General features: G+C 60.9%; 11 protein-coding genes. 3 read left to right on the plus strand and 8 right to left on the minus strand.

What is annotated here, in order from left to right:
- Together PMI26_RS26140 and PMI26_RS30295 are read right to left on the minus strand one after the other, a co-directional pair.
- Positions 1 to 9,303, minus strand: a 9,303-nt coding sequence (locus PMI26_RS26140; protein WP_007970663.1) for a peroxidase family protein, incomplete at its 3' end; no start/stop codon positions are given.
- Between the two features lie 298 nt (positions 9,304 to 9,601).
- Complete coding sequence (locus PMI26_RS30295) at positions 9,602 to 9,943, minus strand: hypothetical protein (protein WP_007970666.1); 342 nt, start codon at positions 9,941 to 9,943, stop codon at positions 9,602 to 9,604.
- Positions 9,944 to 10,015: 72 nt separating this feature from the next.
- On the opposite strand from PMI26_RS30295, the gene PMI26_RS26135 reads away from it, so the two are divergent.
- Positions 10,016 to 11,524, plus strand: coding sequence for a sensor histidine kinase (locus tag PMI26_RS26135; RefSeq protein ID WP_007970670.1), 1,509 nt, complete (start codon positions 10,016 to 10,018; stop codon positions 11,522 to 11,524).
- A 44-nt stretch (positions 11,525 to 11,568) separates the two neighbouring features.
- Here PMI26_RS26135 and PMI26_RS26130 read toward each other — a convergent pair whose 3' ends face one another.
- From PMI26_RS26130 to PMI26_RS26105, 6 genes are all read right to left on the minus strand, one after another.
- A complete protein-coding gene (locus PMI26_RS26130; RefSeq protein ID WP_007970671.1) occupies positions 11,569 to 12,279 on the minus strand; it encodes a response regulator in 711 nt (236 codons plus the stop codon).
- A gap of 458 nt (positions 12,280 to 12,737) precedes the next feature.
- A complete protein-coding gene (locus tag PMI26_RS26125) occupies positions 12,738 to 13,571 on the minus strand; it encodes a class I SAM-dependent methyltransferase (RefSeq protein WP_007970672.1) in 834 nt (277 codons plus the stop codon).
- Positions 13,565 to 14,722, minus strand: coding sequence for an acyltransferase family protein (locus PMI26_RS26120; protein ID WP_007970673.1), 1,158 nt, complete (start codon positions 14,720 to 14,722; stop codon positions 13,565 to 13,567). The genes PMI26_RS26125 and PMI26_RS26120 overlap by 7 nt, the downstream gene beginning before the upstream one ends.
- A complete protein-coding gene (locus tag PMI26_RS26115) occupies positions 14,719 to 15,603 on the minus strand; it encodes a class I SAM-dependent methyltransferase (RefSeq protein ID WP_007970674.1) in 885 nt (294 codons plus the stop codon). The genes PMI26_RS26120 and PMI26_RS26115 overlap by 4 nt, the downstream gene beginning before the upstream one ends.
- Complete coding sequence (locus tag PMI26_RS26110) at positions 15,600 to 16,895, minus strand: glycosyltransferase (protein ID WP_007970676.1); 1,296 nt, start codon at positions 16,893 to 16,895, stop codon at positions 15,600 to 15,602. The genes PMI26_RS26115 and PMI26_RS26110 overlap by 4 nt, the downstream gene beginning before the upstream one ends.
- Positions 16,889 to 18,466: a glycosyltransferase gene (locus PMI26_RS26105; protein ID WP_007970677.1), complete on the minus strand. Its 1,578-nt coding sequence runs from the start codon at positions 18,464 to 18,466 to the stop codon at positions 16,889 to 16,891. Before PMI26_RS26105 ends, PMI26_RS26110 begins: the two co-directional genes overlap by 7 nt.
- A gap of 422 nt (positions 18,467 to 18,888) precedes the next feature.
- Between PMI26_RS26105 and PMI26_RS26100 the strand changes: the two genes are divergently transcribed.
- Both PMI26_RS26100 and gmd read left to right on the plus strand, forming a co-directional pair.
- Complete coding sequence (locus tag PMI26_RS26100; protein ID WP_007970678.1) at positions 18,889 to 19,803, plus strand: GDP-mannose 4,6-dehydratase; 915 nt, start codon at positions 18,889 to 18,891, stop codon at positions 19,801 to 19,803.
- Complete coding sequence (gene gmd / locus PMI26_RS26095; protein ID WP_007970679.1) at positions 19,800 to 20,771, plus strand: GDP-mannose 4,6-dehydratase; 972 nt, start codon at positions 19,800 to 19,802, stop codon at positions 20,769 to 20,771. Before PMI26_RS26100 ends, gmd begins: the two co-directional genes overlap by 4 nt.

Genomic DNA, 20,771 nt, shown 5'->3' on the forward strand with positions numbered 1-20,771 from the left:
GGTACCGACAAACACTACACCGACCACTGTCGTTGCGGCAGACGTGACTCGCTCAAGTGTGCCGAGGTCATCGGTGTAACTGGCGACGACACGCAGTTGCTGACCGGACTGCGTCGTGTCGGGCGTGAAGGTCGTGCCCGTCGCGCCGGCGATGTCGGTAAAGATTGCACCGCTCCCCACCTGCCACTGATGGTTAATCACGGAAGTCGTGGTCCCGTTGGCGTCGGTGAACGCATCTGTGGCGGTCAAGGCCGAGCCTGGCGTCGGGGTCGTATCGCTGATCAGCACCGTACCAACCGGCAGGACATTGACGGTGCCTGTACCGGCCGGCGTAATCGGTGCGGTCGGCGCCGAGAACACCTCCTCCAGCACGCCATTGGCGTCCTTGTAGACCGCCCTGACGCGCAGAGCCAGCCCGGCTGCCACGACGAGTTCCGGGATAGCCGGTACGGCGCCAATGAGGGTCGCCGGTGGTGGGACCCTCAGTTCCGAGCCCACCATGACGGTCGTGCCCTCTGCGCGCGCGACCTCGCCGGCGGCAAAGAAGGTGATGTCTTCGAAGACACCCGAACCCGGACGCGCTTCGAACTGCCAGAAGAAGCTGATGGGCCCGGTGATCGCGCCGCCAGTCGCGGTATTGTTGGCATCGGTGATGTCTGCCGCCGATACCGTCAGCCGCTGGCCGACGGCGGGCGTAGGATCGTCGATCCTCAGCGAACCGACTGGCTCTGCGTTCAAACCGCCGAGCACGAGCGCCTGATCGGAGAACTGCAACCGCTCGATATGGCTGAGGGTGTCGGTCCCGTCCCGGCCGGCGACACTGTCGGTGACCGTAAAGGTGCCGTTGAGGTTGTCCACCACGGTGTAATCCGCCAGATTGCCGGAGAACAGCGCCGTGTCGAAGTCGGGACCGGTCGCCGTCAGGATTTCGCGCACGATCTGCAGCTGGCCGGGGTTATAGGTGCCGTTCACCATGAGCGGAACCAGGGGCGTCAGGCTGTCGAAGGTAGCGATTTCCGGACCGGTGCCATCGATGTTCTGCCGCACGCTGATGCGCACGTTGAGCCACTTGTCGCCGTCAATCAGGTCGTCGCCGCCGCGGCCCTGGATGACGTCGCTGCCGGCGCCACCCAGGAGGATGTTGCCCCCGTCGAACTTGTCGTCGGCCGTGCCGGCGATGCCATCCGCGCCGTTACCGGCGCTGCCGACCAGGTCCCGCAGACCGCTGATGAGGTCGAAGTTGGTGAGCACGCTGCCCTTGGCGCCAGCGACGGCGAGCAAGTCGGCAGTGGAGTCATCGCCGCTGAGGAAGTCGGCATGGGCCGACCCCGACAGCCCTTCCACCAGGTCCAGCCGGGCAAGGATCGACGCGTTGGAACCCGGCACCGCCGGTTGATCGAAGAAGCGCAGCCTGGAGTTTAGGTCCATGGTCACGCCACTCGGATCGTCCTTGTAGGTCGCCCAGTCGTACCCGGAGAACCCGATGAAACGGTCCGCCTCGCTGGGACTGCCGACCATGATGTCATCGCCGCCCTCCCCGTCGAAGTTGTCCGGTCCGCCATCGCCCAGGAAGACGTCGTTGCCATTGATCGGATCGTTGCCGAAGGGGTCGAAGTTGTCACCGGCAACGCCATCGGCGGATCCGCCCTGGATCCAGTCATCGCCTTCACCGCCGCGCGCGAACTCATTCGCCTTGCTGCCGAGGATGAAGTCGTTGCCCAGACCACCGCTGGTGTCGGCCGCGTCTTCGCCGGTGATGATGAAGTCCTGGCCGGCCTGGCCGAGGATCAGGTTGAGGCCGTTGCCGCCCTGGATGACGTCGTTGCCGTCCTCGCCGTGGATGACATCGTCGCCACCCATGTCGGTGATGATGTCGTCACCGGTACCACCTAAGAGTTGGTCGTTGCCGTAGCCGCCATCAATCCGGTCGTTACCGGCATCGCCGTAGACCGTGTCATCGTCCGAGTCGCCGGCAATGAGGATGTCGTTGCCGGCCGTACCGCCCAGCACGACCGTATCGGCGCCGGTGTAGTGCAGGTAGTTGGTATCCGGGCCCGTTGTGTTGGGGTTGTCGCGGATCACCAGCGGCGTGAGGAAGTCAGTGCGCGGTGAGCCAATCGGGTGGTCCGACGGACCAAACGGATCGGCATTGGCCGGCAGATCGTCGGCGGTGCCGACAATACCGTCGGGTCCGGCAATCACACTGGGGTTGTACTGGTTCGCCTGGTTGACCTCCAACGTGTAGGCCGGCGTCAGGAAGACCCTGGCCGAAAGGTGTGTGGCATCGGTATTGGCCATTACCAGCGAGGCGAACGTGTTGTTCTCCAGTTCGGCGCCAAAGTCCATCGAGGCGGTGCGCTCCAGATAGTAGAAGCGGTCACCGTCCTGGAGTTTCTCCATCTGGTTCTCGAAGACGAAGTTGAAGGTCGAGCCGAGCATGCCGCCAAAGGGCATCTTCTCCTCGGCCAGCCCGCCAACCCAGAAGTCGACGGCATCCAGGCCGGTGATGGTCACATCGTCTGCCGTGTGCAAAACGCCGTCGGTACCCGCGGTGCTGGTCCAGGCGCCGGTGCTGTTGAGGAAGTCGATGCGATCGGCCGGCGCACCCGCACCGCCGAGCACCAGCAACGAAGCCGCCGCGCGCTTGTCCGCCAGCGTGATGGCGTCGGTGATGCTCGAATGCGTGCCGTAGGCGGCGATGAAGTTGATCAGCGATTCCGGGTGCTTTATGTGCTGCACGAAATCAGCCCAGCTCGTGTAGGGCTTGAGCTCTGCGTCGCCGGTGGGCCCATAGAACTCCCGTCGCGCCGCGTTCAGGGACGGAACGCCGGTATCGCGGCCACGCGCCAGGTTGATGGCGGGCAGATCGAGCGGCAGGCCCAGCAGGTTGTTGCGCAGGGCTTCGGTGACAAACTCATCGATTTCGTTGCCGACCTGGCGGGTCACGCCGCGCACGATGGCACCGGCCGCCTCTTCCGGAGTGGGGCCGCTGCCCGCGAACTCGAGCGGGTTAAGGAAGGCCTGGATCAGCCCGATATCGCTCGAGGCAAAGTTCGGATCGAGCCGGTCGACCTGCTCCAGCAGCATCGAGTGCCCGAAGCGATAGACGGTGTGTGCGAACTCGGCAACGATGCTCGGATCGATCGCGGTGTCGTACACCTGGCCCGGGGCGAAGAAGGGATCGACCATCGGCTGGATGGTCCGCGCGAACTCCTCGAACACCAGGTGCTGGTACTGCATCTCGGTACCGAACTTCGCCGTCTGGAACAGGCGCTCGCCGTTCCAGTCCAGGGTCGAGGTGTCGGCCGGAACGGCGGTGACGGGCGTCAGCAGCCACTCGTTGAGGAACGACACATCGCCGCCTGCCGCTGTCGCCAGGACCACCTCCTTGGTGTGATCGACCAGGCGGTTGTGCTCATGGTGGAAGATCGAGTGGACGGTGGTCAGGCCGATGTTCTCGTTCACCCGGCCGTCGCCGGCGATGTAGTGCGCGTCCAGCAGTTCGTTGTCGTAGAAGCCCGGCGCAGGTGTACCGCCAACGACATTGTCGGCATCGGGCAGGAGTGCCGCGCCAGTCTGGTCGTCCACCGGAACGGCGGTGTGTGCGATGTCGTTGAGGAAAGCATGGCCAGTGCGCGCGGCGTTGACCAGGCTGATGGGCGCTGCCGGATTGCCTTCAACGAGCACATCGTCGGCCGTGCCGGCAATGCCGTCCGGGCCCAACATCACCACCTGAGGGAAACCGTTCGGCCCCTTGATGAAATTGCCGTAGGCGTCGGTCGCCAGCAGCGGCACGTTGTCGAAATCGGCATCCGTGAGGTTGATCCCGAGCAGATCATGGGCTTGCGCCTTGACCACCTTCCAGGTGGCCATGCCGCCGATCTGGACGTCGTCGGCAGAGCCGAACACACCATCGGCGCCCAGATCACGATTTTCGATCAACTTGCCGGTGGCCACCGGATCGCCCGCTGCGTTGAGCTCATAGGCACGCAGGAACACCTGGTGCGAAGGATGCGAGCTGTAGGTCTGGTTCTGGTCGACAAACGGCGAGGTGGTGTTGGTGTTCTCGTGGATGTCGTCGGCCGTGCCCAGGATGCCATCGGGGCCGGGCTGATTGGTGGCGCGCGTCAGCACCATGAAGTTGGTCGGGCTACCGGGCACGAACAGCGGGTCATCCGGCTGCAGCGGAATGAACACGGTGCCCGAACCGCCCTTGGTGACGAGGTCCAGGCCATGGTCGAAGAACTGGCCGAAGAAGGTCATCCATTGGTTGAAGGGCGCGGTCAGGCCCGCGTCGGGACTCACGTTCGGGTCGAAGAAGGTCTGGAACGTGCTGCCGTCGGTGCGGGTTCCGGTCACCACCTGCGCGCCGGCCTTGAGGACATCGTCAACCGTGCCGAGGATGCCATCCAGGCCGGGGTCGAAGGTGGCCGCGACCGCCGCCGGGTTGTTGGCGGTCTGGTCGACGATCAGGTTGCTGATAGTGCGCGGTTGCGAGTCGATCACCAGGCCGCTGGTCTGGGTGTAACTCGTGCCGGCGTCGGCCGGGCGGAAGTCCGGCGTGGTCAGGCGCGGGAATACGTTATCGGCGGCACCGTACTCGGGATGGAGCAGGTTGTTTTCCGTCCCTTCGACCGTGCGCAAACCGTAGGGCACGCGTATGTTCGGCAGCAGAGAAACCAGGTTCTCACCGGCCGCGTGGTGTTCGGCTATCTTGATCTGGTCAAGGATGAACGCCAGGTCCGATTGCGTGTAACGCACACCGTTGCTGGGGGCACTGGTCTGCGGATCGATCAGCGAAGGCGCTGGTGCGGGGGCTGGCGCCGCGGCCACTATTGCCGTGGTCGGCGCAGAGAATACCTGCTCGGTCACGCCATGATCGTCCGCATAAATGCCTTTGACGCGCACGGCCAGGCCGGCAAGATCCGGGGTCACCGTGAGCGTGGGCGCGTCCGCCCTGGTAAATCCGATACCGATGCGGCCTGGCCCGAGGATGATGTCCTCGAACACGCCCGAACCCGGTGTCGCTTCAAACTGCCATATGTAACTGATCGAGTTGTGGATCGCCCCGCCGGCGTTGTCGCCATCAGTGAGGCCTGCCGCCGACACGGTCAGCGTCTGGCCAACGGTCGGCGCGGTGTTATCCACCGTCAGCGCACCCACCGGCTCAGCGTTGAGCCCGGGCACGAGGACCATCGACTGATCGGAGAACTGCAGCCGTTCGATGTGGGTGAGACGGTCGGTTTCTTCCTTGCCGACATTGTCGGTCACGCTGACGATGTCGTCGCTAAAGTCGAGCGCCGTGCCGTTATCGTTGACGGAGACGGTGTAGTTCGCCAGTGGGCCCAGGAAGTTGACGGTGTCGAAGCCACCCACGCCCGGCAGGATCTCCCGCACGGCGACGAGCTGGCCCGGGTTGTAGGTGCCGTTCAACATCAGCGGGATCATCTGCGTCATGCTGTCGAAGCTGGCGATCTCCGGCCCGGTGCCATCCAGATTCTGATGCACGCTGATGCGCACGTTGAGCCACTTGTCGCCGTCGATGAGGTCGCTGCCGCCACGGCCTTCGATGATGTCGCTACCATCGCCGCCGAGGATGATGTTGCCCGCGCCGAACTGATCGTCGGCCGTGCCCCCGATACCGTCGGCTCCGAAACCGGCGCTGCCGACAAAGTCCCGCAGGCCGCTGACAAGGTCGAAGTTGGTGAGGATGCTGCCCCTGGCCGTGATGTTGGCGATGATGGCCGCGTTTTGTTCATCGCCGCGCAGGAAGTCGGAGAAGGCCGAGCCCGACAGGCCCTCCACTTCCGCGAACCGGTCATAGACCGCATCGGGCGATTGCCCCACTGCGCCCACGATATCGCCCGCCGCATTGGGCACCGCGTGATAGGGGCTGAAGAAGGGAACGACCATGTCGACGGTCACGCCGTACTTGTCATTCTTGTAGGTGGTCCAGTCGAACCCGGACATGCCGTCCATCTTGTCCTGGGCATCGCTGGCGACGAAGGTGTCGTCGCCACCTTCACCGATCATTTCATCGAATCCGCCGGTGCCGATGAAGATGTCGTTGCCGGGCACATCGTCGGTCAGAGTCGGGCTCATGTTATCGCCGGGCGCACCGTCCTGGGTGCCGCCTTCGATCCAGTCGTCGCCTTCGTTGCCGGTCGGTGCGAGGTTGACCTTGGCGCCGAGGATGAAGTCGTCGCCCGCGCCGGCGAAGGTCATCGTGATGTCTTCGGTGGTGATGATGAAGTCTTTGCCAGCGCCGCCGAACACCAGGTTGTTGAGACCGAGGGTCGAGTTGCCGGCCTGGATGACGTCGTTGCCGTCCTCGCCGCGCAGGGTATCGCTGCCGCCGATGTCGGTGATGATGTCGTCACCGGCACCACCAAAGACGTTGTCGTTGCCGTAGCCACCGTCGAGCCGATCGTTGCCGGCGTCACCATAGACCGTGTCGTCGTCCGAGTCGCCGGCAATGAGGATATCGTTGCCGGCCGTGCCGCCAAGCACGACCGTGTCGCCGCCGGTGTAGTGCAGGTAATTGGTATCGGGGCCCACTGTGTCGGGGTTGTCGCGGATCACCAGCGGCGTGATATGGTCAATCCTTGGTGAGCCGATCGGGTGATCCGACGGGCCAAAGGGGTCGGCGTTGGCGGGCAGGTCGTCGGCCGTGCCGACGATGCCGTCCAGACCGGCCACCACACTCGGGTTGAACTGCTGCGTCTGGTCGACCTCCAGGGTGAAAGCCGGTGTCTGGAATATGTTGGCCGCCAGGTGTGTGGCGTTGCTGTTGAGCATCACCAGATTGGAGAACGAATTGTTCTCCAGCTCAGTGCCGAAGTTGAGTCCTGCGGTGCGGGCCAGATAGTACAAGCGGTCGCCGTTCTGCAGGTTTTCCAACTGGGTTTCGAAGACGAAGTTGAAGCTCGAACCCAGCAGGCCGCCAAAGGGCATTTTCTCCTCGGCCAGGCCACCGATCCAGAAGTCGATGGAGTCCAGGCCGGTGGTGGTCACGTCGTCTGCGGTGTGCAGAATGCCGTCCGCACCGGCGTTGCTGGCCCAGACACCGGTACTGTTCAGGAAGTCCAGGCGATCGGCCGGGGCCGTGGCGCTGCCGAGCACCAGGTCCGCCGCCGCGGCGCGTTTGTCCGCCAGCGTCGTGGCGCCAGTGATGGTTGAGTGCGTGCCGTAGGCGGCGATGAAGTTGATCAGCGATTCCGGGTGCTTCATGTGCTGCACGAAATCGGCCCAGCTCGTGTAGGGGGTCAGCTGGCTGTCGCCGGTCATGTGGTAGAACTCGCGCCGCGCCGCGTTCAGCGACGGGATGCCGGTTTCGCGGCCGCGCGCCAGGTTGAGCGCGGCAAGGTCGAGCGGCAGGCCGACCAGGTTGTTGCGCAGAGCGTCAGTGACAAACTCGTCGATCTCGTTGCCGACCTGCCGTGTGACACCGCGCACGATGGCGCCAGCCGCCTCCTCCGGCGTGGGGCCGCTTGCAGCAAACGCAAGAGGGTTGAGGAAGGCCGCGATCAGGCCGGTCTGTTGATTGCCCGGGTCAACCGGATTGCCGTCACCGACGACATTGAAGTTGGGGTCGAAACGATCGACCGTCTCCAACAGCATCGAATGGCCGAAGCGAAAGACCGTGTGCGCGAACTCGGCGACGATCGCCGGATTGACGGTGGTGTCGTTGCCCATGGGGGCCAGGAACACGTCCACCTGCGGCTGGATGGTGCGCGCGAACTCCTCGAACACCAGGTGCTGGTACTGCATTTCGGTGCCGAACTTGGCGGCCTGGAACAACCGCTCGCCGTTCCAGTGCAGGCCCGCGATGTCGGCCGGCGTCACGGGCAGCGCTGTCAGTTGGCCGTCGGGCAGCAGCCACTTGTTCAGGAAGTCGAGGTCAGCGGAGGCCAGCACTGTCTCCTTGGTCTGGTCAATCAGCCGGTTGTGCTCGCTGTGGAAGATCTCATGCACCGTGGTCAGGCCGATGTTCTCGTTAACGCGGCCATCACCGGCGATGTAGTGCTTGTCGAGCAACTCGTTGTCGTAGGTGCCGGGTGCTTGCGGGCCGCCAATGACGGTGTCCGCGTCAGCCGTCAGGCCGCCGGTGGGGTCGGCGCTGTGGGCGATGTCGATGAGGAACTGGTGGCCGGTGCGAACGGCGTTCGTCAGGCTGATCGGCGCTGCCCGGTTACCCTCGACGAGCACGTCGTCGGCGGTGCCGGCGATGCCGTCCAGGCCCTTCATCACGACTTGGGGGAGACCGTTGGGCCCCTTGATGAAGTTGCCGTAGGCATCGGTCGCCAGCAGCGGTACGTCGAACACGTCCGCATCGGTCAAGTTGATGCCGAGCAGATCACGGGCCTGGGCCTTGACGACCGCCCAGGTGGCCATGCCGCCGATTTCGACGTCATCGGCAGTGCCGAAATGCCCATCGACGCCCAGGTCACGATTGGTGATCAGCTTGCCGGTGGCGACCGGATCGCCGGCGGCGTTGAGTTCATAGGCGCGCAGGAACACCTGATGCGAGGGATGCGAGCTGTAGGTCTGGTTCTGGTCGACAAACGGCGAGGTGGTGTTGCTCTGCTCGTGGATGTCATCGGCGGTGCCGAGGATGCCGTCGGGACCGGGCAGATTGGTGGCCCGCGTCAGCACCATGAAGTTGGTCGGGCTGCCCGGCACGAAAAGCGGGTCATCCGGCTGCAACGGAATGAAGACGGTGCCGCTGCCGCCCTTGGTCACGAGGTCAAGACCATGGTCGAAGAACTGGCCAAAGAACGTCATCCACTGGTTGAACGGCGCGGTCAGGCCCGCGTCCGGCGTAATGTTGGGGATCTGGAAGACGGAAACGTCGTCGGCGGTGCCGAACAGGCCATCCAGGCCTGGGCTGGTGACGACCTGTGAATCCGGATTAGCCGCGGCGGCCGCGACCGCCGCCGGGTTGTTGGCGGTCTGGTCCACGATCAGGTTGCTGATGGTGCGCGGCTGCGAGTCGAAGACGGCACCGCTGGTCTGCAGGTAGGAGGTCGGCGTGGTTCCGCCAGGGTCGGCGGGCCCGAAGAAGCCGACCGGCTGGACCTGCGCGGTATTGAACACTGGCGTCGTCATGCGCGGGAAGAAGTTGTCGGCGGCACCGAACTGGGGATTGGCCAGGTTGTTGTAGATGCCGGTTACGGTGCGCAGGCCGAAGGGGACTTCTACGTTTGGCAGCATGTCAATCAGACTCTCGCCTGCTGCATGCCGTTCGGAGATGAAGATTTGTTCGAGAATGAATTCGAGATCGGACTTGATGAAGCTGGCCATGGCTGTTTCCTCGTTGCTTGGCAATCAGGAAACCACACGCATAAAACTCCGCTGCAAACGCGTGGTTTAGTGCTGAATCCCATAAACAAAAAATCGAAAATTGCACGACGGGACCTGGTACCACGGCCGCACCGAACCCTTGCCCGATTGCGTGCAATCAGCAGTGCTCGACTGAGGATTGATTCCCCGTGACAACCGTATCTACAGGCGGGTATTGCGTCTCAAGGAGGCGACGGCCCGTGAACGCAGGTTGAATAGAAGGTGTGACTTGCTAATGGCCCCGTCACGAATCGGGGCTTTATGCATCTGTCCATGGAGCACTCTCAGGCATGGGGGGCTTGTCACAGATGCCACACATCCAGCGATCAGAGTCCGGGACTTCCTGAGGGGTGATGGCACGGTTCTGCGTCCATGCGGCTTCGTCAACAAGCCTTTTATCCATGAGAAAACTGGCATCGACTACGAATTGACTAGTATGTATGGGAGAGTGGTTGCTCACGCCTGGTGGAGGAGTCAGGAAATCATTCAAACCATGGGTTTGGTTTTGATTGAGTTGAGCACTATGGGTAATAACCCCCAGCTGTTGTGGCCGGAAGTAACGATTACCCAGTCTGTTTGAGAATCTTTTTAAAATACTCATCGCGCCTCCCGCCCTCAACCTCAAACACCAGTTTTACACTCCATTGAAAATGAGTATTGAAGGGCTACCCGGATGTGTACAGAGACGAAAGCCCAGCCAAATTCCGAGACCTTGGTCAACGAATCGGATCAGACCTTGGTCGAATCGGACCCTGGCCTAAAGTCCAATGGCACAGGGCCCGGGAGACCGGGCACCGGTGCGAAACTGCGCCATTTGAGCCGCTCAACCCAGTTCGTGATCTGCGCCACTATCATTCTGGGCTTGACCATGACGTTCGTTGGCAATCTCGTAAGCCAGAGCATTGAAGATGCAACGGTTCAAACGGCGGCAGAGACAGGCGCGCGTTATATGCAGAACTTTCTCGAACCTTTCGCCCAGGGGTTAACCACTGCAACGGAACTCCCCGATGAGACCATTCAGACCATTGACTATCTGCTGTCCAGCACCTCGCTCAGTACGCATGTTGTCTCGGTGAAGATCTGGTTGCCAGACGGCACGATTGTCTACAGCACCGACAAATCCACGGTGCAGAAAACCTTTCCGACAGAGGAGATCTCACAGGCACTGACCGGCAAGATCTATACAGAGTTCGACAATGAACTTGGAAGTTATGCGGTGGACGATATTGAAGATGCCTTTGAGCGCAGCCTGAATATTCCGCTCTATGAAATTTTTGCTCCACTGCGCGAAGCGGGTACTGGAAAGATTATTGCGGTGGGTGAGTTCTACGAAACCGCGGAAGCGTTACAGCGCGAAATCAATAACGTTCGCAAAAAAGTATGGGCGATTGTTGGAGCAGCAACGACAGCCATGATTTTACTGTTGTTTTTTATCGTTCGACGTGGCGACAAGATAATAAAGCAGCATGAAACAGCACTTAAATGGCGAATGGATGAGCAAACCAGATTGCACTCAAACAATGCTGTCCTTCAGCGCAAAGTCACTAAAGCCAATCGCGAGTTTTCCAGAATCAATGAACTTACTCTGCGGCGGATCGGGGCCGATTTGCATGATGGTCCTGCTCAGCTGTTGGCACTTATTCTCCTTCGCCTTGAAGAACTCGAAGGTTCGCAAGGCGTCTCGGATGTAGAAGCCCTGGAAATGATCAGGCGTGCCGGCGAGGATGCTTTAAACGAAGTGCGGGAAATATCACTTGGCCTGGCACTTCCGGAAGTCAATGACCTGACCCTGCACGATGCCCTGGTATTGCTGGCCGAGCGGCACGAAGAGCGAACCGAGACGCGAGTCGAGCTGCAGCTTGATAGGCTTACGGACGATGTACCGATAGCGCTTAAAATTGGTATTTACCGCTTCGCCCAGGAAGCGTTGAACAATGCCTATGTTCACGCCGGGGGAAAAGGCCAAAAACTCAGCGCCTCGCACTCTGAAGGATTGCTGGAAGTGCAAGTCGAGGATGCGGGAATGGGTATTTCAACCGAGAAACCGAATGTGCCAGGTCGAGGCAGAACTCGTCTGGGTCTTGTCGGCATGCGCTATCGCGTCGAATCCCTCGGCGGCGTATTCAGCATTGAATCGGCTCCCCATGCCGGAACCAAAGCCAGGGCGCAGTTCAAAATCTGATAACCCGTACCAGATTGATCGTTGCGCCCAAGTCACCGCAGCACTTATGGCTCGTTATTCGACTTTCTGTTGTCACTCCAGTCGCGGCGTTGAAGAGCACCACACAGGCTGGATATATGGTCACTCTCCCAATGCCGTATCACTGCAGCCACCGCCTGCGTCCGGTTACGAACGCGCAGCTTGTACATGACATTCGTCATGTAGTGCTTGATGGTCTTCTCGCAGAGCTCAAGCTTGATAGCCACCTCGCGGTTGGTCAGGCCCTTCGATACCTCTCGGATAACCTGTTCTTCGCGATGGGTCAGCTCGACCTTTGGCTTGTCACCCGCATTCTTTCTGATATTGCTTAACAGCCTGCCGGCAAGTTTAGGGGTAATGAAGGTTTCACCTCCGGCAACATTTCTGATGGCTTGCACAAGCTCAAGACCGCTGATGCCTTTCAACGCATACCCCTGCGCGCCCGCTTCGAGAGCGGAATAGGCGTCCTCGATGGACTCGGATACCGTCAGCATCAATATTTTAACGGCCGGTGAAGACGCCGAGATCGCTCGCACGGCAGCAAAGCTGTCGCCCGGCATATTGACATCCATCAGCAAGACATCCGGAGCAAAACGAGCGGCAATTTCCATGGCATCATCGGCAGACCCGCCCTGCTCGACCACCTGAAAGTCAGCTATTTTCTTCAGCGCCATTGTGACCCCATCCCTTAACAGTGGGTGATCGTCAACAATGCCAATCTTGATCGTGGGACTCATAAGACGCTCCTCATGAGAGGCGATGGAGCTCAAGGTTGATGTCGCATGTTTCATTTTTCACCCCTCGCGTCCGGCCGAATCCGGCAAGCCCTGGCGTCTCCATGATGTCCGGGACGACGGCTGTTTCGGGTGCCTGAGGTGGTGCAACAAATGAGCCATTACCCTGGGCGAAGAAAAAGCTCAGATTAATGAACAGGCTGTTTCAGAATATTTCAAGTGAGAGGAAGCGTGAGAGGGGAATATTCCTCAACTTTGGTGGTAACCGCCCAGTTGGGTGGGTGTAATGCCCCATTTATGGAGAGAGTGGCGGCCCTGTTGCACCGGCCGCTTTTGCAAGGGGCTGCCTGCCCCCGCAGCCTGGCGGACTTTGCTGATCCGGCTTGATGCGATGCTACGGGACGGCATCCATGGCGGTGCCGGACGGCCTGTTGCAGACCGTCACCCCCACCGTTGGCCAATCAGGGTTTACGCGCAATGATCACCTGGCTCTTGGCTACCACCGCATCCAGCGCCTGCTTGATCTGTGTACCCCGTGGCGAAGCCAGGATCGCCTGCCAGGTGTCCGCCCAGTGGTTGAGCAACGGATGGTCCGGGTTGCTGAAGTCGACCTTGGCTTCCCAGAACAGCAGCATCCACATAGACCAGTAGAATCCATACTGGCTGTGGCTGATCACTTCCAGGCCGGCATCGCTGACCATGGCCTTGAACTGCGCTTCGCTGATGATGCGGATGTGGTTGGGCTTCTGGAAGTACTCGGCCGCCGCGATGTCTTTCTGCAGGTCTTCGGAGCTGGGGTGTGGGACGCTCAGCAGATACAACGCTCCCGGTTTACCCACTCGCACCAGTTCAGCAAGGAACTGGGCCGGGTCGTCCACATGCTCGATGACCTCGGTCGACACCACCCGCGTCGCGGTCGCATCGGCAATCGGCAGCGGGTTGCAGTCGGTGACGTGGCATTCGACGTCACGGGCCGGTGTATCGCTCAGGCGCTGGCGGGTCGCTTCGACCTTGGCCGCGTCGATATCGGCGATGATGATCTTCGCCCCGCGCATCCCGCAGAAATGCACGTTGCCGCCGTCACCACAGCCCACATCCAGCAGTGTGTCCTCGGGAGTCACGGGGAAACCGCTGAACAGTTCGCCGGTCTGCTGATTGAACCAGCCGCTGAGCATTGCGTCGTGCAGGCCGAGCATGTAGGGGTCGACCTTCTCCACCACGGGTGGGGCAGGCGCAATCTCTGGCTGCACAGGCGCGGGCGTGCCCGCCGTGAGTTTCTTCAAAAGGCTCAGCATGAGGTGGCTCCAGAGGATGAGACGGCTGTTCGGGAGGTGCCCAGGCGTTTAACCAGCGAGGCGCCGCGGTTGCGCATGGGCATTTCGATGTAGCGATAGTTGAGTTCGCTCAGCAGCACGATCAGGCCGCCAGCCATCAGCAACATCAGTATCGGATGGCCAGCCGGGCTGGGCAGCCCGGCAGCCTGCAAACGGAAAATGAATTCACGTACCAGCAAGTAGGCCGGGATATGGATCAGGTAGATCCCGTAGGAACGGCTGCCGACCCACGTCATCAGGTGCTTGAACACGCCGCGCGGCAACAGGTAATCGCGGTTGTAGGAAGCGATCCAGACCAGCACTGCGCACAGCACCGCGATCACACCGATCCGGTAATGGGTAAAGGTAAAGCGATCCGTGGCCATGTAGCTGAGCAGCAGCGACACCGTGATCAGTGCGGCAACACCCGCCCATGGACGACGCAGGAATGTGGGCTCCCAGCGCAGGTACGATGGTTGCGTACTCCACATCGCCAACAGCACGCCAAGGGCCAGCGCATCGGTGCGCACCACCATCAGGATCGGCGTGCGCAAGGTGAACAACTGCACCGCAACCAGCGCCAGCAAAGGCCACACTAGGTGTTTGCGAAACAGCACAATCATCAGCGGGAACAGCAGATAGAACTGTTCTTCCAGCGACAGGCTCCAGTACACGAAACTGGTGCCGTACTCGTAGCGATAGAAACTGTCGGCAAAGCGGAAATTGGCGTACTGCGCGACGCCGGCCAGGGTCGCCTGAAGGTTCGCGTGCAGGGTGCCGAAGGCGCCGGAGCGGTTGAGAAAAAGGCACGCCAGCAACATCAGCGCCAGCCACAACCAGGCTGACGGCAGCAATCGAAAGGCCCGGCGCAACCAGAAATTGCGCGTCTGCTGCCAATACTCCCGGCGCGTTGTGCAGCGGCGCATGGCCGGGATCAGGCTGCGGGCAATGACAAAGCCCGAGATCGCGAAAAACAGATCCACGCCCCACCACGGCTGGCAGTACAGCGTGATGGCCTGCAGCAAGGGCACAGCCGCCGCGAACAGGCTGTCCTGCAAATGATGAAACAGCACGCCAAGCACCGCGATGCCGCGCAACAGCTCGATGTCCATGATCCGTTTTTCGTTGCTCATGCGCCCTCCCGGAAATGAGGTTTTCGAGCAATGATCACCTGGCTCTTGGGCATGAACCGGTCCAGCATCTGCTTGATCGCCAATCCGTCGGGCTGTGCCAGCAAGTCCTGCCAGGTTTTCGCCCAGCTCTCCATCAGCGGCGGGTACGGTGCCTGGATCCGATCGCGAACCGCACCACCCAGGTCGCGCCCGGCGGCCCGTTCACTGGCCCAGAAAAAAATCATGCCCATGACCCAGAAAAACCCGGTGGCCTGGCGATGTTCGATGACCAGGCCCGCGTCCTCCACCAGCGCGGCGAACCGCTCGGGGGTGAAAATCTGCACATGATTGGGCGATTGAAAGTAGCTGGCCGGGGCGATGCCTTTCTGCAAATGCTCGCCCACCGGAGACGGTACGCTCAGCAGGTACTGCGCGCCGGGGCGGCCCATGCGCACCAGTTCGGCCATGAAGGGTTCCGGCTGGTCGATATGCTCGAGCACTTCCATGCACACGACTTTGCTCGCGCAACCATCGGCCAATGGCAGCGGCAGGCTGTTGCTGACCAGCCCGAGATTCGCCTTATCCGACTGCGCTTGCACTTGCAGCGCCAGGTCGCGGACCTTGTCGTGTTCACTGTCGGTGAAGATCACCGAAGCGCCTTGACGCACCGCAAACAAGGTCGCGACCCCTTCGCCACAGCCGACATCCAGCAAGGTGTCGTCGGCGGTGATGGCAAACCCTTTGAGCAGTTCGCCGCTGTCGCCCGAAAACCAGCCGTCATGCATGGCATCGTGCAAGCCCACCTCTCTTGGCGACACGCGGGATTGCTCGACCGGCAATGACGCAGGCCGGGGCTCGGGTTTCGTCTCTGGAAAGAAACGTCTGACCAATGCGCGAATCATGCCTCAGGGGTTTCCACGGCACGGTTCTCGAACAGGTGCTCGAAAAATGCCTCAAGCCGTTGTTCGGCAGTGGCCTGGCTGCAGAATTTCTTGAGGCTGGCCACTGCGTGCACGGACATCTGTGCATAACGCTCGGGATCACGCTTGGCCACGTCATAGCTTGATTGGTAAGCCCTGCACAACGACGCCCAATTGGTGACATAGCGCAAGGTACGAAACGCCCTGCGCGGGTCATGTGGCCAGGCTGTCAGTTCATCGGTGGAGTCAATCAGGAATGCATTTTCGGCATCCAGATAATCGATCATCGCCGTGGTCCGTGGTGCCACCGCCGGTTTACCACAGGACATGAACTCCATCAGCGGAAGACATTGGCCTTCGCCGTAGGACGTGTTGACCACGTAACTCGTGGCTTGCACCAGCTGCTCATAGTCCGCGTCAGCCAGATAGCCGTAAATCAGCACGACCCGGCAGCGGTAAGACTGGTTTTTGTACAAGTGGTGAAGGATGTCAGTCAGTGCTTCTTCGGCATCGTGGTGCGTCAATTTGAGCACCAGCGTTGCATCGTCCACCTCGCGAAACGTCACGCAAAAGGCACTGAGCATGTCTTCCCAATTCTTGCGCCCGTCACCGGGGTTGAACACCGAGGTGTAAATCACGCCGTCGAGGACCAATTCGTGTTCACTCGGCGGGGCCTTGAAATCAATACCCACGCCTTCGCGAGTGGCCACGGGGCCGAAGGCTCGCAAGTCGAGTTCGCGGCTGTCTGCGAGCAACCCCTTGAGCGTCAACCGCACCTGACTGGCCAAGGGCTGACGCTTCAAATGGGCGCCACGCTCGGAAAACCGGTCCCATACCGGGGCCGGTACCGCGATGATCGGATAGTCGGCGCCCATCGCCTCGCGCACCGCATTCACGGTGTAGCTGGAATGTGTAATCGCCGCACCCGCTGCGCGCAACACCGTGCGCCAGTCATTGAGCGGGTCACCGGCAAAGGGTTCGTTGGGGATGGTGCTGAATTCCCACGCGAACACCGGCAGCGTCGGGCAGGTGAAATTGACCGGCGTACGATGAGGCGGTGAAAACGACAGGAACACGCACGCTTCGCCACGGGACAAGGCGTCCCTGTACAAGGCATCGACTTCGGTCTGCGGGTCACTGACTTCGACCACTCGCCCCAGCCGCTCCAGCACAGGTCGGTACTCCTTGAGCACGAAGTAATAGCTGTACTCCGAACGGCCAAGGTTCCGGGCAATGGTGTGCTGGTTGGTTTCCGAATGAATGATGATCAGCATGGGGCGTTATCCGTCACGGTTGCTGTCGGCAAAGCCTGCGGTACCAGCCCGAAGAAACCCGCCATGCGTTTCTGCACCGGGGCGAAAGCGCAGTAATCGTGCATGCGCTCGACGGCGGCGAGGGACATGCGCTGATACTCCAGCGATTGTTCCTTGGCCAGACGGTAACTGTTTTCGTAAGCGGTTTTCAGTGAACCCCAATCCGGCCGGTAACGCAGGGTGCGGTAGATGATGCGAGTGTCCTGCGGCCAGATGGTCAGTTCTTCGCTGGACTTGACCACAAACGCCACACGCTCATCGATGTAGTCCTCCATGGCCGTGTGATCCGGGGCAATCACCGGTTTGCCACTGGCCATGAACTCCATCAGCGGCAGGCACAGCCCTTCGCAACGCGAAGCATTGACGTAGTAACTGGCGGCTGCGTACAGCCGGGCGTATTGCGGGTCGTCCAGGTAGCCGTGCATGACCACCACCCGACAGGCGAAAGGCGAAAGCTGGGCGAGCAACGTCATCAGTTCGTCGTGATAGGACGACAGATCACTTTGGGTAATCTTAAGCACCAGCGTCGCGTCAGACGTTTCGCGGAACGCCCAGCAGAATGCGGTGATCAGTTGATGCCAGTTCTTGCGCCCGTCACGCGGGTTGAACACGGTGACGTACACCACACCGTCTACCTGTGTTTCGACCTGGGCGGTGGTGTCCGGCCACTGTCGCGGTTCTGGCTCGGGTACAGCCATCGTCTGCGGGCCGGCGATGGCTGGCAACCAGTCAGCGAGACGCTCATGGGCGGTTTGCGACAACAGGTCGCGAACCCCTTCCCAATACCACTGGCTTAGAAAATGAGTGCGATGCACCGGGACCGGCAGCGATTTGCCTTTGTCCAGGCGCCACATGCGCAGGTAATGACGAGCAATCACAAAGCGGCGCTTGAGCGTCAGCGGCGGAGGCTTCAATGCCTCAAGCTCAGCCTCGAGCGCCGCCCGTTCTTCGGCGGTCGGCACGACGGGGATCAGTGCATCGGCGTTCAGCCCGAGTGTGCGCGTATCGAAGATGCAACCCTTGATGTCCAGGGTCGAGCCGGCGCTGATCGGGACGCTGGTGTGGCGACTACGAATATCGGCGAAGTTTTCCCACAACGGCGTCGGCAGCACCAGCACCGGAAAATCTTCGCCCATGGCCCGGCGAATCGCCCGGGCGGTATGACTGGAAAGCGTGATCACCCGGCCCTGGCGCGCGAGCATTTGTGTCCAGTCCTGGCGCGGGTCGTTATCCCATTGCTCATCGGGAATCGAATCAAACTCCCAGGCCACCACGCAGATCGTCGGGCACTCAAGGTCGTTCGGGGTTTTCTGCGGTGGCGTAAACGACATGAACAGACTGTCTTCGCCGGCGGCCAACAATTGTTTGTAGAGCGGATCGACCTCGGCGGTGGAGGACACCACATGCACTCGCCCAAGGCTTTCGAGTACAGGGCGATATGCCTTGAGCACGAAGTAGTAACTGTATTCGGGACGACCGAGGCTCTGGCTGATGGAGCTGTCGTTGATGTCCGAGTAAAGAATGAAATTCATGGCATCCCACCGTGACGCCGCCATCCCGGCAGCCGCACGCTATGACGGGGAGAACAGGGTTCGAGCCAGTGTTTACTGGCGCTCGTCCATCGTCTTCCTGCCCGTCTTCGTTCTTGTTTTAGTGGTCAGTTTCTCGCAGTTTCGAAGCGACGCTGCCGAACCCCGGGTAATCGTGACGAGGGGCATTCTAAACACATCCATCGAGGGTTCGTGAACCGCCTGGCGAGAATAATTCAGGCTACGCTGAGGAGAACTGACCAGTCACGATTGGACTTGTTGAAATTGCCGAGCAAATGGCACAGATTGGCTACCAAACAACTACAACAAACATTTCACCCGCCATTCGAGCGATCATCTCGCTCGCAAGTTTTTCCATGGAGCCTGTGGAAAATGGATGAAATGCATGACCAAGGGGTCGCTGTTTGAAAAAACGTCTGTTTGTCACGGGTCTGAGTGGATTCGTAGGACAACACATCCAATCGCGTTTGCAGGCTGATACCTCGGAATGGGAGCTGCTGCCGGTTCCTTGCCGCTACGATCTTGCCGCACCGGACAGCCTCGAAGGCTTGTGGCCGGTCATGCCCGATGCAGTGATCCACCTGGCCGGCCAGACGTTCGTCCCGCAGGCCTTTCGTGATCCGGCCGGCACCCTGAACATCAATCTGCTGGGCACCCTGAACCTGCTGCAAGCCCTCAAGGCGCGCGGGTTCACCGGTACGTTTCTGTACGTCAGCTCCGGTGATGTCTATGGCCAGGTCGCTGAAGAGCATCTGCCCATCACTGAATTGCACCCCCCCTGCCCGCGCAATCCCTATGCCGTGAGCAAACTCTCGGCTGAGTTCCTGAGCTTGCAATGGGGCCTGAGCGAAGGTTGGCCCGTGCTGGTCGCCCGCCCGTTCAACCATATCGGCAGCGGGCAGAAGGACAGCTTCGTCATCGCCAGCGCCGCCCGTCAGATCTGCCGGATCAAGCAAGGCCTGCAGGCGCCACGACTGGAGGTCGGGGACGTCGACGTCACGCGCGATTTCCTTGATGTCGCGGACGTGGTCTCGGCCTACCTGGCCTTGCTTGAAAAAGGCACACCGGGGCAGGTCTACAACATTTGCTCGGGACGCGAGCAGAGCATTCGCAGTCTGATCGAACAATTGGCAGATCTTGCCCAGGTCGACCTGCAACTGATTCAGGACCCTGCGCGACTTCGCCGCGCGGATCAGCGTCGGGTGTGTGGCAGCCCTGACAGGCTGGCCCAGACCACCGGATGGAAGTCTGAAATCACAACACAACAATCCCTGCGGGCGATCCTGTCCGACTGGGAGAAGCGAGTACGACAAGTATGACTAAAAGTGCATTGATCACAGGTATCACCGGCCAGGATGGCGCCTATCTGGCCAAATTGCTGCTCGACAAGGGTTACAAAGTCCACGGTCTGGTCGCGCGTCGCAGCAGCGACTCGCGCTGGCGCCTGCGTGAGATGGGGGTCGAGTCGGACATCGTCTACCTGGATGGCGACATGGCTGATGCCTGTTCAGTGCAGCGTGCGGTGATCAAGTCAGCGCCGGACGAGGTCTACAACCTCGCCGCGCAAAGCTTTGTCGCGGCCTCCTGGGATCAACCGGTGACCACCGGCATCGTCGACGGCCTGGGCGTTACGCACTTGCTCGAAGCGATCCGCCAGTTCAGTCCGCACACACGTTTCTATCAGGCGTCCACCAGCGAAATGTTCGGCCTGATCCAGGCCGAGCAGCAGGACGAGAACACGCCGTTCTATCCGCGCAGCCCATATGGTGTGGCCAAGCTGTATGGCCACTGGATTACCGTGAACTACCGTGAAAGCTTCGACCTGCACGCCAGCAGCGGGATTCTGTTCAACCATGAATCACCGCTGCGCGGTATCGAGTTCGTCACTCGCAAGGTCACCGACGCCGCCGCCCGGATCAAACAGGGCAAACAGCAGGAACTGCGCCTGGGCAACATCGACGCCAAGCGCGACTGGGGTTTTGCTGGCGACTACGTCGAAGCCATGTGGCTGATGCTGCAACAGGACAAACCCGACGACTTCGTGGTGGCCACCGGCGTGACCACCACCGTGCGCGAGATGTGTCGGATCGCCTTCGATCATATAGGCCTGAACTACCGCGACTACGTGAAGATCGACCCCGCGTTCTTCCGCCCGGCCGAAGTCGAAGTGCTGCTCGGCAACCCTGCCAAGGCCCAGCGTGTACTGGGCTGGAAACCAAAAACCGACCTGGATGCCTTGATCCGCATGATGATGGATGCGGACATGAAACGCGTCGCCAAGGAGTAG

Source organism: Pseudomonas sp. GM33 (genome assembly GCF_000282295.1).
Classification (GTDB): domain Bacteria; phylum Pseudomonadota; class Gammaproteobacteria; order Pseudomonadales; family Pseudomonadaceae; genus Aquipseudomonas; species Aquipseudomonas laurylsulfatiphila.